Raw genomic sequence first — 16,135 nt, 5'->3', positions numbered from 1 at the left:
ATCGCTCGTCCGGCTTCGGACGATCCCGTCCCGGCGACGGAGCAGCCCGATCGGTCGCCGGTTGCCGGCGGACCCGGCATTCGCTACCCTTTTTGTTCCGCTCGCGAATGTGACGGCTGTGCCACTCGAGGCCCCCGCGCGGATCGTCGGCGAACTCACGAGCCGCGGCTACAACGCCGAACGCGAGGCCGTGACGCGGCTCGCCGGGGCCTCGGATCCCGGTGCGGCCCTCGAACGCGTCCTCGAGGCGGTCCCCGAGGACGCCTTAGTCGTCCGGACCGAACACGTCGAGGCGGCGCTCTCGGCGGACGCCCCCGACGCCGCTCGTGCCGAGCCGACCGCCGTTCCCGACGGCGATTCGACCCCCTCCGTTTCAACTGGAACCGACCCGGACCCGGGCGACGAACCGGCCGGAGCCACTCCAGTTGAAACGGGGGGGTCCCTGCCCGCCGATCGCTCCGTCGATCCCGCGAAACGCGCTCTCGAGATCATCGGCGACATGACCGGCCAGAGTACCGGGACGGGCGAGTACGAGGACTTCGTCTCGGTCTTTCGCGACCGGCTCGACCGGCTGGGCGGCAAGCTCAAGGGACGGGTCAACCACCGGCCGGCGACCGCCATTCAGGACATGCCCGGGGGCAGCGAGGTCGCGATGGTCGGACTGGTCAACGATATCCGATCGACTGCCAGCGGCCACTGGCTGATCGAACTCGAGGACGCCACGGGAACCTTTCCGTGGCTGGTGATGAAGGACCGGGAGTACGTCGATCTGGTCGACGAGCTGCTCTGTGACGAGGTGCTGGCGATGGAGGGGACCTTGGCGGACGACTCGGGAATCGCCTTCGTCGACTCGCTGCATTTCCCCGACGTTCCTCGGACCCACGAGCCGTCGACGGCCGACCGTCACGTGCAGGCAGCGCTGATCAGCGACGTCCACGTCGGCAGTCAGGAGTTCATGGCCGACGCCTGGAACGCCTTCGCGGACTGGCTTCACACCGCGGAAGCGGAACACGTCGAGTACCTGCTGCTGGCCGGCGACATGGTCGAGGGCGTCGGCGTCTATCCCGATCAGGACGAGGAACTCGACATCGTCGACATCTACGAACAGTACGAGGCCTTCAGCGAACATCTCAAGAAGATCCCCGGCGACATCGAGATCGTCATGATCCCGGGCAACCACGACGCGGTCCGACTGGCCGAACCCCAGCCCGGCTTCGACGAGGAACTGCGCGAGATCATGTCCGCCCACGATCCCCGGATCGTGAGCAACCCCTCGATGGTGACCCTCGAGGGCGTCTCCGTCCTGATGTACCACGGCGTCAGTCTGGACGAGGTCATCGCGGAACTGCCCGAGGACAAAGCCAGCTACGACGACCCCCACAAGGCCATGTATCACCTCCTCAAGAAGCGCCACGTTGCGCCGCAGTTCGGGGGTCACACGCGACTCGCGCCCGAGGAGGAGGATTATCTCGTCATCGACGAGGTACCCGATATCTTCCATACCGGTCACGTCCACAAGCTCGGCTTCGGCAAGTACCACGACGTGCTGGCGATCAACTCCGGCTGCTGGCAGGCCCAGACGGACTTCCAGAAGAGCGTCAACATCGATCCCGACGCCGGCTTCGCGCCGATCGTCGATCTAGACACGCTCGACGTGACCGTCCAGAAGTTCAGCTGAACCGAACTTTTGCGCTGCGTGCGGTCGCGGAGCGACTGCACTCGGCAAAACTTCGATGAAAAGCCTCCTCCCTCCGTTCGCTCGTTGCTCGCGGCGAAGCCGCTCGCTTTCGCGGCACTACGTGCCGCGCTCTCGCTCACATCGGTCGTCGGCCCGCTCGTTCGCTTCGCTCACTCGCGGTACGGACACTCGTTTGTCTTCTTCGGCTCGAGGCCATACAACCGCCTGTTTCGCTACGGTTCGAGTCGAAACCGGACCGTCGGGGAGCCGTTGAACCGCGGGCCGCGGCCCCGGCGCTCGAAGCCGAGGTCCTCGGCGGCGGTCTCGATCGGATCGGCGTCGCGAGCGGCCAGCACTTCGACGGCCATCGACTCGCGTTCGGCGAACCGGACCGGTTCGGCCAGCAGCCGTTTGCAGGCTTCGTCCGTCCCGTCGAGCTGGGTAACGTGAACAGTATCTTCGCGCGCGTCGAAGCTAATGAACCCGAGGAGGTCCTCCGGATCGGAGCCGTCGTATTGCGATCCCGAGACGTCGGCGTTGGGATCGTGATTCCCGTCTTCCGCGACGCGCACCGTCCGGTCGTGGACGAGATTCCGCATCACGTCGGTCGGGGAGTCGGCGATCGACGCGAGCGCGTCGGCGTCGGCCTCGAGGGCGTCCCGTACGTTCATCGGCATGTGGTAATGCTACGCACGACAATAAATCCCGGTCGCGAGTGTCTTCCCTGACTGGTATCGTTACTGTCAGTTTCGGGCCGTTGCGGGCCGAACGACCGGGGCAAAAACACGGTCGATGGGACACAGTTATCTGCACGCCTTGGTAACGGAACGAGTATGAGTCACACCACCGTCACGCACACGGTCAGCGAGGTGTCAGCATGCGCGTCGTAGCCAAGTTCGGCGGCACGAGTCTCGGTAGCGGCGACCGGATCAACCGCGCCGCGGACTCGATCGCCGCCGCCGTCGAGGACGGTCACGAGATCGCCGTCGTCGCCAGTGCGATGGGGTCGACCACCGACGAACTGCTCGAGGAGATCACCTTCGAGACCGACGAGGAAGACCGCGCCCAGATCGTCAGCATGGGCGAGCGCACGTCGGTTCGGATGCTCAAGGCCGCACTCACGGCCCGGGGCATCGACGCCGTCTTCCTGGAACCCGGCAGCGATCGCTGGCCCGTCGTCACCGACGAGTACGGCGAGGTCAACGTCGAGGAGACCCAGAAACGCGCCCAGGAGGTCGCCGCCGACCTCGACGGCACGGTTCCGGTCATCACCGGGTTCCTCGCGGAGGGGCCGGACGGCTCGATCACGACGCTGGGTCGGGGCGGTAGCGACACCACCGCCGTCATGATGGGCAAGTACATGGACGCCGACGAGGTCGTCATCGTGACCGACGTCGAGGGCGTCATGACCGGCGACCCCCACGTCGTCGAAGGGGCTCGCAACGTCGGCGAGATTTCGGTCGACGAACTCCGGAACCTCTCGTTTCGCGGGGCCGAGGTCGTTGCCCCTTCCGCGCTCTCCTACAAGGACGGCAAGCTAGACGTCCGCGTCGTCCACTACCAGCACGGTGACTTGCTGTCGGGCGGGACGAGCATCGAGGGCGAGTTCAAGAACCTCGTCGACCTGCGCGAGCGGCCGCTGGCCTGTCTCACGGTCGCCGGCCGGGCGATCCGTAACCAGCCCGGCATCTTCAACCACCTCTCGGAGGCGCTTGCCGAAAGCGACGTCAACGTCGACGCCGTCGCCAGCGGGATGGACACCATCACCTTCTACATCGACGAGGAGGAGGCCGAACGCGCCGAGAACATCCTTCACCGCGAGGTCATCGCCCGCGACGAACTCTCGAGTGTCACCGTCGACTCGCCGGTCGCGGTCGTCCGCGTCACCGGCGGCGAACTCCCCAACCAGCCCGGCATCATCAGCGAGATCGTCAACCCGCTGTCCGAGGCCCGGATCCACCTCAACGACATCATCACCAGCGCGACCAGCGTCGCGCTGTTCGTCGACTGGGAGGACCGAGAGAAGACCCTCGAGTTGACCCAGGACCTGTTCTAGGCACCGGTTTCCGGCGTCGGCTCCGCTCCGACGCCGCTCGATCGATTCCAGATCGTGACTGTCGCCCGATCGATACGAATTTTAGTACGTGACTATCACTACCGAAACAACGGTAGCGACGCCGTAACGAAGGGGCGGTGCCGAATGGGGCGAGTCATGAGCCCGGATTCGACCCCGACTGAAGTGTTCCCCGACGTCGAGCCAGATCCAGACGCGGTCCTCGCCGAGTTCGGCGTCGACTCGCCGGCGGACCTCGAGGGTGACGGCGCTCACGACCCGATCCCCGACGACGCTGCCGTCGACGACACGACGGCGGCCGAACTCTTCGCCGACCTCCAGACCGTCACGCCGGCGGACGCGGACTCAGCGGCTGACCCGGACCCGCCCGATCGGAGCGACGCGGCCGACGGGGTGGCCGGTCCCGCCGCTGCCCTCGCGTTCGAATTCGTCGGCGATCCGGACGTCGTCGTCCGTGACGACGGCGACGTGATCGACGCGACGGCGACCGAACTCAGCGCCGTCACGGCGACCGGGTCGAGCGAGGACGCGTCGGCCGATACCGACAACGGCTCCGACGCCGCCTCGAGTGGCGGTGACACGGCCTCGAGCCGGCGAGCCGAGACGATCGAGACCGGCGATGCGGGCGGGGACGGTGGCGACTCGAATTCCGCGCTCACCGTCCGGGCCGGAACCGATCTGGAACTCGTCGGTCCCGAACCGACGCCGACGCGGGTCGGGAACGACGCGTTCGGCGACACCGGTGCCCGTTGACTGCGGTCGACGAGGCGTTCGGCAGCCGCGTTCGACCGCAGGCCGCCCGTTTCGGCCGTCGATGAGCCGATCCATCCTGCAACGGACGGTTCGCGCCATCGATGGACACGGAGCCGCAACTAGACTGAACACGCGCGCCGTCCTCGTTGCCGTATGGTCGCCTACAAGTCGAAAGTCGTCGAACGGATCCGGCTCCCCTCTCGAGACCGACGTGAACGAGCGCTCGCCGAGGCCGGCTACAACGTCTTCGATCTCGATGCCGAGGACGTCTTCGTCGATCTCCTGACCGACAGCGGCACCGGTGCGATGAGTGACGCCCAGTGGGCCGCCCTGTTGCGCGGTGACGAGTCCTACGCGGGGTCGCGGAGCTTCGACGACCTCGAGTCCGCCGTTCGAGACGTGATGGGATTCGAGTGCGTCGTCCCGACCCACCAGGGCCGCGGCGCGGAGAACGTCCTCTACGGCGCCCTTCTCGAGGAGGGCGACGTCGCGCTCAACAACACGCACTTCGATACGACGCGGGCCCACGTCGCGAATCAGGGGGCCGACCCGGTCGACTGTCCCGTCGAAGGAGCCCACGACCTCACGTCTGACGAGCCGTTCAAGGGCAACTTCTCGCTCGAGCGGGCCCGCTCGATCGTCGACGAAGTGGGCGCTGAGCGCGTACCGTTGGTGATTCTGACGATCACGAACAACTCGACGGCGGGCCAGCCGGTCTCGGTCGAGAACACCCGTCGGGTGCGGGCGTTCGCCGACGAGATCGGCGCGACGTTCGTCGTCGACGCCTGCCGGTTCGCCGAGAATGCCGGCTTCGTTCGCCGCCGCGAGGACGAGTTCGCCGGCGCCGACATCGACGAGATCGCCCGCGAGCAACTCGGCTACGCCGACGCGATCGTCATGAGCGGCAAGAAAGACGGGCTCGCCAACGCGGGCGGCTTCGTCGCGACCGACAACGAGGCGCTGTTCGAGCGGTGCAAGCAGCGAGCGATCCTCTACGAGGGCTTTCCCACGTACGGCGGGATGTCCGGACGGGACCTCGCCGCGATGGCTACCGGCCTTCGCGAGGCCGTCGAAGCGGCCTACGTCGACGACCGCCTCGACGGTGTCCGCGCGTTCGCGGATCTACTCGAGGACGCGGGCGTCCCGATCTACACGCCGCCCGGCGGTCACGCCGTCTACCTCGACGCCGGCGCGGCGCTTCCCCACCTCTCCGACGACGAGTTCCCCGGTCAGGCCCTGGTCTGTGAACTGTATCGCGAGGGCGGCGTCCGCGGGGTCGAACTCGGGAGCTTCGCGTTCCCCGACACCGACCGACCGGAACTGGTCCGCCTCGCTGTCCCGCGCCGTACGTACCACGCGGAACACTTCGAACACGTCGCCGAGACCGCCGCGACCGTCCTCGAGAAGCGCGAAGCGGTCGACGGACTCGAGATCACGTCCGAGCCCGAAAACCGCGAACTGCGTCACTTCACTGCCAGCCTCGAGCCGATCCCGTCGTGAGAACGCGACCGATCGCTCGAGACGGTCGCTGTACTGGGCAATCAGCGACTCGAGAGGACGCGCTGGGCTCGATCCTTCAGGCTCGGTTCCGCTTGCGGTTCCGACACACGCCCGAGACGCTGTTTCGCGACGTTTCGCACGCCCTGCTTTGCCGGCTCGGAGGTCGCCAACTCGATCGCCCAGTCGGGGACCTGTGACTCGAGTTCCCGGCGCTTCTGGGCCCGCATCTTGCCGAACCGGCGCAGCGCCAGCCCGACGCCGAGGAACAGGCCGGCGTCGCGTAGCTCGCGTCGGAACCGCTCCCGGTCGTTGCGGACGGCGATCGCTTTCGCCAGCGAGAGCGCACCGATCGCCAGATAGACCTTCGAACTCTTCGACGGATCACCGCTGAGCAGCCGTTGGAGCGCCATGCGACGGTGGCTACCACGTTCCGTCGGGATAAAGCTGGGCCGGCAGGCGACGGGTCTCGGTCAATCGTCGTCTCCCTGTACCGCGACGCCGCGGTGTCGCCGGTCGTCGATCGCCTCGATCGTAAACCCCAGTCGCTCGTAGAACGGTCGGACGCTGTCGTCGAATCGGGCCGTGAGCCGGCGCTCGCGCTCCAAGGCGCGATCGATCAGGGCCGACCCGAGCCCCCGATCGCGGTGGCGACGGCGAACGCCGATCGACGCGACGTGGGCACCCCGCTCGTCCGGGAGGGGCTCGAGGACGACGGTGCCGAGGATCCGGTCGGTTCCAGCCGTTCCGTCGGCGCTTCCGTCGCGCCGGTCGCCAGCCACGAGGACGTCGCCGTTTTCGATCCGGGCTTCGACGTCGCCGGGCTCGAGCATGGCGGCGTCGAGGATCCGCCGTACGTCGAGGGACTCCTCGGGGGTCGCGGGACGGACGAACATCTACCGGCTGCCGCCCTTGATGAGCCGCAGCACGGTCACCTGCTCGCTCTCGACCGGTCGATCCTCGGGCACCGGACGGCCGTCGATGAGGACGCTCACCTCGTGGGGACTCAGGTCGATCTCGCGGAGAAGATCGGCGTAGGTCGGCGGCTCGGCATCGCGGCCGTCGACCCCGCCGGCGTCGGCTCCCGCGACCGCCTCGAGATCGAACTCGTAGGTGTCCTCGCCCTTGACGTCGACGGTGACCTGCATACCCCCACTTGCAACGGGGCGTTCTTGAGCGCGTCGCTCGCAGTCGATGGCGGCGGGGCCGACCCCGTCTCGTCGGCCGCCGTCAGTCCACGGTCGGTTCGTCGGAGCCGGGAGCCGGCCGCTCGCGGTCGCGATCCCGTGCGGTCCGCCAGTGGCCGACGAGGCCGCGAACGAGTCCACCGAGCCCGAGCAGGAGGACGACCAGTCCGATCACCTCGCCGACGATCGGCACCGGCAGCCGCGAGAGGAGCGCCCCGGCGACCAGCCCGACGATGAGTGCGAGCCAGCGGTTCCCGAGCCCGACGAGCGACAGGACCCAGGCGGCGATGGCAAAGCGACCGTAGATGACTCCGACCCATAGCAGCAGGGCGAACGCGAAGCCGCCGACGAACGCCAGTGGGAGGCCGACGATGCTGATCGCGAGCGCGATCAGGAGGACGGGAATCCCGATGAAGGCGGCCAGCCCGACCAGCCCCGACCGGAGCGGACCGCTTGCGACGCGGTCGGCCACGCCGTCGGAGAACCGCGGGAACAGCCCGAGCAAGAGCGCGCCCAGCAACAGGTTCACGGCGAAGGCGTAGGCCGTGAACAACCACGACGCGAACGGCTGGATCGTCGGCGCGACGTCAACTCCCAGCGAGGCGTCCTGCACGATTTCGCCCCCGACCGCGTCGGTGTTGCCCTCGAGGTCGCCGTCGTACCGCAGATCCCCGGCGATCGACGCCGTCTCGCCCAGCCGGATGGTATCGGCCCCGATCTCGGCGTCGCCCTCGATCGTGCCGTCGATCGTCGCGGTCCCGACGCCGGCCGTGAGGGTCCCGCCGACGGTTCCGTCTTCGGTGATCGTCAGACTCCCCGCGCCGGCATCGACGTCGCCATCGACGGTACCCGCGATCGTCACGCTCCCGCCGGCCGTCTCGAGGTCGCCGCCGACCTCGCCGGTGCGTTCGATCCGGACGTCACCGCCCACGGCACTGACGTCGCCGGTGACGGTTCCCCGAACGACGACGCTGCCCCCGAACGCCTCGAGGCTGTCGACCGTTTCGTCCTCCTCGACGACGACGGTGCCGCCGGTCTGGCCGTTCGACTGGGCGGCGACCGTCAGCGGACCGATGCCGATGATCACGATTGTGACTAGCATCGCGACGAGGAGCCGTGAACCGTAGCGCTCTCCCTGCATACGCCTCCCGACCACGAGCAAATAGAAAAACGTGTTATGAGGTATCAATACCCATGCCGGTTCCGTTGTCGGCTCGAGATGCGAGAACTCCCTTCGGGCGATTTATCTTGCGTCCGCACCTTCGACCGGTATGAGCGAGGCCGACGCCGAGGCGGCGGAGCCCACCCCCGGGAAGACGGAGGTCTGGATCGAGAAGTACCGGCCAGAACTGCTCGCCGATATCAAGGGCCACACGGATATCGTCCCGCGACTCGAGAACTACGTCGAGCAGGACGACCTCCCCCATCTTCTTTTCGCCGGTCCTGCGGGTACGGGAAAGACCACGGCCGCACAGGCCATCGCCCGCGAGGTCTACGGCGACGACTGGCGCGAGAACTTCCTCGAGCTGAACGCCTCCGATCAGCGCGGGATCGACGTCGTCCGCGACCGCATCAAGGACTTCGCACGTTCTTCGTTCGGCGGTTACTCGCATCGAATCATCTTCCTCGACGAGGCCGACGCGCTGACCTCCGACGCCCAGTCCGCGCTCCGGCGGACGATGGAGCAGTTCTCGAACAACACCCGCTTCATCCTCTCGTGTAACTACTCGAGTCAGATCATCGACCCCATTCAGTCGCGGTGTGCCGTCTTCCGGTTTACCGAACTCACGGAAGACGCCATCGAGGCACAGGTTCGTGAGATCGCCGCGAACGAGGGGATCGACGTCACCGACGACGGGGTCGACGCGCTAGTCTTCGCGGCCGACGGCGACATGCGGAAGGCGATCAACGGGCTGCAGGCCGCCGCCGTGATGGGCGAGACCGTCGACGAGGAGACGGTCTTCGCGATCACCGCCACCGCCCGCCCCGAGGAGGTCGAGGCGATGGTCGAACACGCCATCGACGGCGACTTCACCGCTGCCCGCGCCGCCCTCGAGGACCTCCTGACCGAGCGCGGGCTGGCCGGCGGCGACGTGATCGACCAACTGCACCGTTCCGCGTGGGAGTTCGACGTCCCCGAGCGGGCGACCGTGCGCCTGCTCGAGCGACTCGGCGAGGTCGATTACCGGATCACGGAAGGAGCGAACGAACGGCTGCAACTCGAGGCGATGCTGGCGTCGCTGGCCCTCGAGAACGAGCCCTAACGCGCTTTTCTACGCGGGTCCGTCGTCGGCCGAGTCGACGCCCCGGAAAGCGAAAGCGATGCGGTCGCCGTCCTCGGCGACGCCGACGTCCCAGCCGTGGGCGTCGGCGATCCGTTCGACGGTGCCGAGCCCGTACCCGGTGCCGTCGGCGGCGGCCAACTGGCCGGGCACGGGCTCCGTCGCCGGGCTCCCCGGTTCGGCGTCCTCGCCGGCCCGTCGGGCGACGTAGAACCCGTCGTCGGTCGCGCCGACGGTGACGACCGGCGGCGTCTCGCCGGTGTGGTCGTCGCCCTCGGCGTTACCCTCCTCGTCGATAACGGCCGCCAGCACGTGTTCGAACAGCTCCCGGAGCCGCGCCTTGTCCGCCTCGAGGACGCGGTCGTTTGGCGCCTGCGTCACGAGCCGCGCGTCGCCGGTGTCGACGGCGACCCAGGCCCGCCGGGCGACGTCGTGGACCGCGACGGGTTCGGTCTCGACGAGGACGTCGTCCTCGCGGGCGATCGCGGCCAGTTCGTCGATCCGTTCCCGCAGCAGTTCCTGTGCCTCGTCGACCTCCGCGAAGTGGTCGGGGTCGCCGGTCTCGGCCGCGAGTTCGAGGTAGCCCCGGGCGACGTTCAGCGGCGTTCGAACGTCGTCGTCGACCAGGTCCGCGATCGTCTCGAGGCGTGCCCGCGCGGCGGCCAGTTCCCGCTCGGTTCGGTTTGCCGCGGTAACGTCGCTGTAGACGATCAGCCCCTCGGGGTTGTGATCGTCCCGCTCCGGGTCGGTCTCGACGGGGACCAGCGTCAGCAGGAACTCCCGGACTCCCTCGACCGACTCCCGGCGGCTGACGAGCTGGCGACGCTCGCCCGACCGGAGCGCGTCCGCCAGTGCGGTCTGTCGGTGTTCGAGTCCCGGCGGGACGGCGTCTTCGCCGACCGGCGTCCCCGTAATCGACTCGGGATCGACGTCGAACACCTCGTGGAACGCCGTGTTGACATCTCGGACGACCGGCTGGCCGTCGTCGGTCTCATAACGGACTGTCGGCTCCGGGACGTTCGCGAACAGCGCCCGGAAGCGATCGCGTTCGTCTTCGAGTCGGTCGCGTTCCTCGGCGAGTCGATCCCGCTCGCTCCGGAATCGATCCCGTTGGTTCTCGAGGCGGTCCCGCTCGCGTCGGCGACCCGTTTCGTCGTCGATCCGCTCGCGGACCGCGCCGGCGGCCCGACACCACGCCGAGAGGACCTCGCAGTCGGCCTCGTCGAACGCGTCAGGCTCGGCGGCGGCGACACAGAGCAGGCCGACGTCGCCGACGGGGACACAACACAGCGACGCCGCGTCCGCGAGCGGGGCGGTCAGCCGATCGTCGGCGGCGAGGTCGTCGATCCGAAGCGCCTCGCCGGACTGCAGGATGCCCTCGAGCGGTCCCTCGCGGGGAAGCGGCGATAGCTCGTCGGTCCCGACCGCCGATGTCGTCACCCGTGGCTCGAACGTCCCGAAGTTGACCGTCGACAGCCAGCAGCGATCCCGCTCGAGGGCGTCTGCGACCGTCTCGACGACCAGCTCGAAGAGCCGGTCGCGGTCGCGACAGGCGGCCAGCTCGGGGACCGCCTCGAGCAGTCGCTCGGCCGCCCGGTCGGTCGACGGCGCCCGGTCGCCGGCCAGCGCGATCGCATCGGGTTCGGACTCGGGCTCTCGTTCCGGCCCGTCGGCCACGGTCCCGGCCACCGCACAGACCCACTCGATCTCGTCGGCGAGATGCGAAACGGCGTCGTCGGTGTCCCGGCGAACGTAGCCGTCGATCCCGTCGGTCGATCGGGCGGCCGTCGGCGCGTACGACGACTCGGTAAAGAGGACCAGCGGCGTTTCCCCGCAGGCGTCGACGACCTCGAGCAGCGTCGCTCCCGCCGCCGTCGTCGGCGTCTCGGCGAAGACGACGCAGTCGGCTTCGGCCGCCCAGTTGCGAACCCGCTCGACCGTCGTCACGGCGTGGACCGACCGCGTCGGCCCCGACTCGACGGCCTCGAGCGCGGCGGCACCGTCGCTGGCGGCCCGTTCGGTGTCGGCCACGTAGAGAACCGTTCGGGGTCGCGAGGTCGCCGAAGGGGGTGTGCCGTCGCGGCTCACGTCTGTCCGACGTGACTGGACCGGCGGGATAAAGTTCTGTCGTCGCTATCGACCGGTGAGCCGGGTCGTCAGAGCGGCGGCCGTCGATCGGGAACGCCACGCCGACCGGAGCCGGCGGAGCCAGTAGCTCCCGACGACGACCGCAGGGACGAGCCAGAGGGCGCCGAAGGGCGCGTACCACTCGTAGACGTATGCGGGTACGGCGGCGACGAACCGGGCCACGCCGAACGCGCCGACGAGCGACACGGCGGTGACGAACAGCAAGCCGTCGTCGTCGATCGGGGCCTCCCAGAACCGCAGCGAGCCCGCTCGCCGGGCGTCCGCCGCGACGAGCGCGAGCGCGGCCGCGCTCGCACCGACGGTCAGCCCGGTCGCGAGATCGAGATCGAGGACGTAGCTCCCGACGACGAGGTCGCCGAGTGCGACCGGGACCAGCGGGAGGAGCGCGGCCAGTCCGGGACCGCCGTTCCAGAGCGCATAGCAGACGGGAACGACCAGCAGCGTGAGCGTGACGAGCGCGATAAAGACCATGCTGAGCGCGTCGAACCCCGTCGTCGAGACGGTGTCGAGGACGTCGCCGCCGACGCTCACTCGCGCCCCGAGGTAGCTCCCGGCGAACATCGCGACCAGTCCGCCCAGATACGCAATCGTCAGCGCCGTCCGTCGCCGATAGCGGCCGACGAGGGGATGCTCGAGCGCGGCACCGATCGACGTGGCCGCGCCCGGCGAGTGCCGGCCGTCCGTGCCGGGACTCATGGCTCCTCCGCGATGACGGTCGCGAGCCCGTCGTGGTCGGGCTCCGTCTCGTTTCGCAGGTCGATCGCGCGCGGGGAGACGCGCCACCCCTCGTCGGCGAAGATCCGTTCCATCGTCTCCCGGCCGCGCAGGTAGGACGTGACCCCGTGTGTCGGCCGGGCGGGGGTGTCCTCGTGGGCCTGCATCGAGACGACGCCCTCGAACGACCAGCACCGGACGTGTCGCCGCCCGTTGATCCCGTAGTAGGTCTGGGCGGCCGTCGCCTCCTGACGGACGTACTCCTCGGTCGTCCGATCCCAGGCGTACCGGGTGTACTCTTCGGGGTTGCGGACCCACCCCTCGTCGACGAGGACGGACATGATCCGCTCGAGGCCGCTCTCGCCCTCTGCAGCCGGGAGGACGACGACGTTGAACGGGGCGGTCGCCCGGTAGCCGTCGAGCGTCGGCTCGTAGTGGTAGCGGCCGATCGGTGTCTCGTCCTCGTCGGTGATCGGGTCGTCGACCCAGTCGCCGGCTTCCGCGGGCGGTTCGGCGGCCTCGACCGTCCCGCTCGAGTCGGTCGCGTCCGGCGGCGACGGGAGCAGCGCCGCTCCGACGACCGTTCCGACGCCGGCCAGCCCGAACTTCCCGAGGAAGTCCCGTCGCGTCGACACGGTTACCTCCGCCGTCGCTGGCGTCCGACTCCCGAACCCGGAGTCGACGGCGGGCGCTCTCCGCCGTCGTCGCCGATCGCTCGTCGTTCGCCTCGGTTCCGCTGACCCTGTCTCATTGGTCACCAGTTCAACAAGATCTTATTTATTAGTTTTCCAATTTGACACGTGGACAATAACGCGCAGCGGCGGTCCCTTTCGGGACTCTCACGCCTGATCGTCGTCGGTCGACATCCGTGTCCGGCCGTTACGTTCCCGATCACGTTCGCCCCGCTCGCTGGCGGGCGGCGGGGTTGCGGAACTGTTTTACGCGCTGCAGGGCCAATAGACGCGTAATGAGCGAACTGGCGGCGGAATACCGCCTCGAGTACTTCGAGGAGGAAGGGTTCGAGCGCAAGGAGTGCCCGGAGTGTGGCGCGCACTTCTGGACGCGCGATCACGCCAGGGAGACCTGCGGTGAACCACCCTGCGAGGAGTACGGCTTCATCGACAACTCCGGCTTCGAGGAGTCGTACGACCTCTCGGGGATGCGCGAGGCCTTTCTCTCTTACTTCGAGGACCACGACCACGAGCGAATCGATCCCTACCCGGTCGCGGCGAACCGCTGGCGAGACGACGTCTTGCTGACTCAGGCGTCGATCTACGATTTCCAGCCGCTGGTGACCAGCGGCGAGACGCCCCCGCCCGCGAACCCGCTGACGGTCTCCCAGCCCTGCATCCGGATGCAGGACATCGACAACGTCGGCAAGACCGGGCGACACACGATGGCCTTCGAGATGATGGCCCATCACGCGTTCAACACGCGCGAGGAGGTCGAGGAAGACGAGTACGCCTACCACGGCGAGGTCTACTGGAAGGACCGCACCGTCGAACTCTGTGACGGCTTCTTCGACTCGATGGGCGTCGACCTCGAGGAAGTCATTTACATCGAGGACCCGTGGGTCGGCGGCGGCAACGCCGGCCCCGCCATCGAGGTCATCTACCGCGGCGTCGAACTCGCCACGCTGGTCTTCATGTCGATGGAACAGGACCCGGACGGCGAGTACGAGATGAAAGACGGGAACCGCTACAGCCCGATGGACACCTACATCGTCGACACGGGCTACGGCCTCGAGCGCTGGACCTGGGTCTCACAGGGGACCCCGACCGTCTACGAGGCGGTCTACCCCGACATGATCGCCTTTTTGAAGGACAACGCCGGCCTCGACCACACCGACGAGCAGGAGGCACTGATCCATCGGGCCGCGAAACTCGCGGGCCACATGGACATCGACGAGGCCGAGGACATGGAGACCGCCCGCGGCGAGATCGCGGCCGAACTCGACGTCGACGTCGACACCCTCGAGGAACTGATGGAGCCGCTCGAGGACATCTACGCGATCGCCGACCACTGCCGCACGCTGGCGTACATGCTCGGCGACGGCATCGTCCCCTCGAACGTCGGTACCGGCTACCTCGCGCGGATGGTGCTTCGTCGCACCAAACGGCTCTGTGACACGGTCGGCGTCGACGCGCCGCTGGACGAACTCGTCGACATGCAGGCCGAGCGCCTCGAGTACGAGAACCGCGACACGATCCGGGACATCGTCCGCACCGAGGTCGAGAAGTACCGCGAGACGCTCGAACGGGGCGGCCGCCGGGTCGAGACGCTGGCCGAGGAGTACGCGAAGAAAGACGAGCCGATCCCGACCGACGAATTGATCGAACTCTACGACTCCCACGGTATCCAGCCGGACATGGTCGCGGAGATCGCCGCGGAGTCGGGGGCTGACGTCGAGATCCCCGACGACTTCTACAGCCTCGTCGCGAAGCGCCACGATACGCCCGAGGTCGTTGCGGAGGCCGAAGACGAGGAAGACGAACGTTTCGCCGACCTCCCCGAGACGGACAAGCTCTACTACGACGATCAGGGGCGCACCCAGTTCGAGGCGGTCGTGCTGGACGTCTTCGAGCGCGAGGAGGGCTACGACGTCGTCCTCGATCAGACGATGTTCTACCCCGAGGGCGGTGGCCAGCCCGCGGACACGGGGACACTCTCGACCGACGACACCACCGTCGAGGTCGAAGACGTCCAGATCGAGGACGGAGTGATCCTCCACCGGACCGACGAGAGCCCCGGCAAGGGCGAGTTCGTCAACGGGCAGGTCGACGGCGGTCGTCGCCGTCAGCTCATGCGCCACCACACGGCGACCCACATCGTCATCCACGCCGCCCGGCAGGTACTCGGTGAACACATCCGCCAGGCCGGCGCACAGAAGGGGGTCGACTCCTCGCGGATCGACGTCCGCCACTACGACCGGATCTCCCGGGCGGACGTCAAGGAGATCGAGTCCCTGGCAAACGAGATCGTCATGGACAACACGCAGGTCACACAGGAGTGGCCCGACCGCCACGACGCCGAGGCCGAACACGGCTTCGACCTCTATCAGGGCGGGATCCCGCCGGGCGAGCAGATCCGGCTGATCACCGTCGACGAGGACGTCCAGGCCTGCGGCGGGACCCACGTCGCCCGCACCGGCGACATCGGCACGATCAAGGTCCTCTCGACCGAGCGCGTCCAAGACGGCGTCGAGCGGATCACCTTCGCGGCCGGCGAGGCCGCCATCGAGGCCACGCAAGCGAAGGAGGACGCCCTCTACGAGGCCGCCGAAACCCTCGACGTCTCCCCCGAGGACGTCCCCGAGACCGCCGAGCGATTCTTCGAGGAGTGGAAAGCTCGAGGCAAGGAGATCGAGGACCTGACCGAACAGCTCGCCGCGGCCCGCGCCGGCGGCGGTGGCGGCGGCGAGGAGGTCGAGGTCGGCGAGACGACCGCCGTCGTCGACCGCATCGACGCCGACATGGACGAACTCCGCGCGACCGCCAACGCCCTCGTCGAGGACGGCAAGATTGCCGTCCTCGGCAGCGGCGAGAGCGGTGCCCAGTTCGTCGTCGCCGTCCCCGACGACGTGGGCGTCAACGCCGGCGAGGTCGTCGGCGAACTCGCAGCCAAGGTCGGCGGCGGCGGCGGCGGCCCACCGGACTTCGCACAGGGCGGCGGCCCCAACGTCGAGGACCTCGACGACGCGCTCGAGGACGCCCCCGACGTGTTGCGCCAGATCTTGAACGCCTGATCGGCGGTTCGACGCCGTTCGATCTCCCGCTCGAGTCGAAACCGTCCCCTTCTTTCA

14 protein-coding genes are annotated in these 16,135 nt (G+C 68.2%); 6 read left to right on the top strand and 8 right to left on the bottom strand.

Features of this window, described 5'->3' with window-relative positions; all coding sequences use genetic code 11:
• The first annotated feature begins 118 nt into the window (after positions 1-118).
• On the top strand, positions 119-1,678 hold the full coding sequence (locus ACERIM_RS08770; RefSeq protein WP_373632142.1) for a DNA-directed DNA polymerase II small subunit: 1,560 nt from the start codon (positions 119-121) through the stop codon (positions 1,676-1,678).
• 233 nt (positions 1,679-1,911) lie between these two features.
• Here the strand turns inward: ACERIM_RS08770 and ACERIM_RS08765 are convergent, their stop codons facing one another.
• Positions 1,912-2,349, bottom strand: coding sequence for a hypothetical protein (locus ACERIM_RS08765; protein ID WP_015298622.1), 438 nt, complete (start codon positions 2,347-2,349; stop codon positions 1,912-1,914).
• 206 nt (positions 2,350-2,555) lie between these two features.
• On the opposite strand from ACERIM_RS08765, the gene ACERIM_RS08760 reads away from it, so the two are divergent.
• The 3 genes from ACERIM_RS08760 (at position 2,556) to ACERIM_RS08750 (ending at position 6,005) form a co-directional block, all read left to right on the top strand.
• Positions 2,556-3,734: an aspartate kinase gene (locus ACERIM_RS08760; protein ID WP_006648470.1), complete on the top strand. Its 1,179-nt coding sequence runs from the start codon at positions 2,556-2,558 to the stop codon at positions 3,732-3,734.
• Between the two features lie 144 nt (positions 3,735-3,878).
• A complete protein-coding gene (locus tag ACERIM_RS08755) occupies positions 3,879-4,505 on the top strand; it encodes a hypothetical protein (protein WP_373632140.1) in 627 nt (208 codons plus the stop codon).
• Between the two features lie 153 nt (positions 4,506-4,658).
• The gene (locus ACERIM_RS08750) at positions 4,659-6,005 is read left to right on the top strand and encodes a tryptophanase (RefSeq protein WP_373632138.1); all 1,347 of its coding nucleotides are present in this window, start codon (positions 4,659-4,661) and stop codon (positions 6,003-6,005) included.
• Between the two features lie 41 nt (positions 6,006-6,046).
• Here ACERIM_RS08750 and ACERIM_RS08745 read toward each other — a convergent pair whose 3' ends face one another.
• The 4 genes from ACERIM_RS08745 to ACERIM_RS08730 form a co-directional block, all read right to left on the bottom strand.
• On the bottom strand, positions 6,047-6,415 hold the full coding sequence (locus ACERIM_RS08745) for a hypothetical protein (RefSeq protein ID WP_006648473.1): 369 nt from the start codon (positions 6,413-6,415) through the stop codon (positions 6,047-6,049).
• Positions 6,416-6,475: 60 nt separating this feature from the next.
• On the bottom strand, positions 6,476-6,898 hold the full coding sequence (locus tag ACERIM_RS08740; RefSeq protein ID WP_373632136.1) for a GNAT family N-acetyltransferase: 423 nt from the start codon (positions 6,896-6,898) through the stop codon (positions 6,476-6,478).
• Positions 6,899-7,150 (bottom strand): ubiquitin-like small modifier protein 2, encoded by a 252-nt coding sequence (locus ACERIM_RS08735; RefSeq protein ID WP_373632133.1) that lies wholly within the window; start codon positions 7,148-7,150, stop codon positions 6,899-6,901.
• Between the two features lie 82 nt (positions 7,151-7,232).
• Positions 7,233-8,330: a polymer-forming cytoskeletal protein gene (locus ACERIM_RS08730; protein ID WP_373632131.1), complete on the bottom strand. Its 1,098-nt coding sequence runs from the start codon at positions 8,328-8,330 to the stop codon at positions 7,233-7,235.
• 130 nt (positions 8,331-8,460) lie between these two features.
• Here ACERIM_RS08730 and ACERIM_RS08725 point away from each other — a divergent pair, with 130 nt between their 5' ends.
• Positions 8,461-9,453, top strand: coding sequence for a replication factor C small subunit (locus tag ACERIM_RS08725; RefSeq protein WP_373632129.1), 993 nt, complete (start codon positions 8,461-8,463; stop codon positions 9,451-9,453).
• 9 nt (positions 9,454-9,462) lie between these two features.
• On the opposite strand, the gene ACERIM_RS08720 is transcribed toward ACERIM_RS08725, so the two are convergent.
• The 3 genes from ACERIM_RS08720 to ACERIM_RS08710 are packed head-to-tail and all read right to left on the bottom strand — an operon-like array spanning position 9,463 to position 12,968.
• A complete protein-coding gene (locus ACERIM_RS08720) occupies positions 9,463-11,559 on the bottom strand; it encodes a GAF domain-containing protein (RefSeq protein ID WP_373632127.1) in 2,097 nt (698 codons plus the stop codon).
• 45 nt (positions 11,560-11,604) lie between these two features.
• Positions 11,605-12,315 carry a hypothetical protein gene (locus ACERIM_RS08715; protein WP_373632125.1) on the bottom strand — a complete coding sequence of 237 codons (711 nt, stop codon included), beginning with the start codon at positions 12,313-12,315 and terminating at the stop codon, positions 11,605-11,607.
• Positions 12,312-12,968, bottom strand: coding sequence for a twin-arginine translocation signal domain-containing protein (locus tag ACERIM_RS08710; RefSeq protein ID WP_006648480.1), 657 nt, complete (start codon positions 12,966-12,968; stop codon positions 12,312-12,314). Before ACERIM_RS08710 ends, ACERIM_RS08715 begins: the two co-directional genes overlap by 4 nt.
• A gap of 332 nt (positions 12,969-13,300) precedes the next feature.
• Between ACERIM_RS08710 and alaS the strand changes: the two genes are divergently transcribed.
• Complete coding sequence (gene alaS, locus ACERIM_RS08705; RefSeq protein ID WP_373632123.1) at positions 13,301-16,078, top strand: alanine--tRNA ligase; 2,778 nt, start codon at positions 13,301-13,303, stop codon at positions 16,076-16,078.
• The last annotated feature ends 57 nt before the right edge of the window (positions 16,079-16,135 follow it).

The organism is Natrinema sp. H-ect1, assembly GCF_041821105.1.
Classification (GTDB): domain Archaea; phylum Halobacteriota; class Halobacteria; order Halobacteriales; family Natrialbaceae; genus Natrinema; species Natrinema thermotolerans.
This window is presented reverse-complemented; position numbering and strand designations above follow the sequence as displayed.

Bases quoted from the DNA above. Each gene is read 5' to 3' on its own strand.
- ACERIM_RS08730 (WP_373632131.1), bottom strand. From the start codon at position 8,330: ATGCAGGGAGAGCGCTACGGTTCACGGCTCCTCGTCGCGATGCTAGTC.
- ACERIM_RS08740 (WP_373632136.1), bottom strand. From the start codon at position 6,898: ATGTTCGTCCGTCCCGCGACCCCCGAGGAGTCCCTCGACGTACGGCGG.
- ACERIM_RS08745 (WP_006648473.1), bottom strand. From the start codon at position 6,415: ATGGCGCTCCAACGGCTGCTCAGCGGTGATCCGTCGAAGAGTTCGAAG.
- alaS (WP_373632123.1), top strand. From the start codon at position 13,301: ATGAGCGAACTGGCGGCGGAATACCGCCTCGAGTACTTCGAGGAGGAA.
- ACERIM_RS08755 (WP_373632140.1), top strand. From the start codon at position 3,879: ATGGGGCGAGTCATGAGCCCGGATTCGACCCCGACTGAAGTGTTCCCC.
- ACERIM_RS08725 (WP_373632129.1), top strand. From the start codon at position 8,461: ATGAGCGAGGCCGACGCCGAGGCGGCGGAGCCCACCCCCGGGAAGACG.
- ACERIM_RS08750 (WP_373632138.1), top strand. From the start codon at position 4,659: ATGGTCGCCTACAAGTCGAAAGTCGTCGAACGGATCCGGCTCCCCTCT.
- ACERIM_RS08715 (WP_373632125.1), bottom strand. From the start codon at position 12,315: ATGAGTCCCGGCACGGACGGCCGGCACTCGCCGGGCGCGGCCACGTCG.
- ACERIM_RS08760 (WP_006648470.1), top strand. From the start codon at position 2,556: ATGCGCGTCGTAGCCAAGTTCGGCGGCACGAGTCTCGGTAGCGGCGAC.
- ACERIM_RS08735 (WP_373632133.1), bottom strand. From the start codon at position 7,150: ATGCAGGTCACCGTCGACGTCAAGGGCGAGGACACCTACGAGTTCGAT.
- ACERIM_RS08765 (WP_015298622.1), bottom strand. From the start codon at position 2,349: ATGAACGTACGGGACGCCCTCGAGGCCGACGCCGACGCGCTCGCGTCG.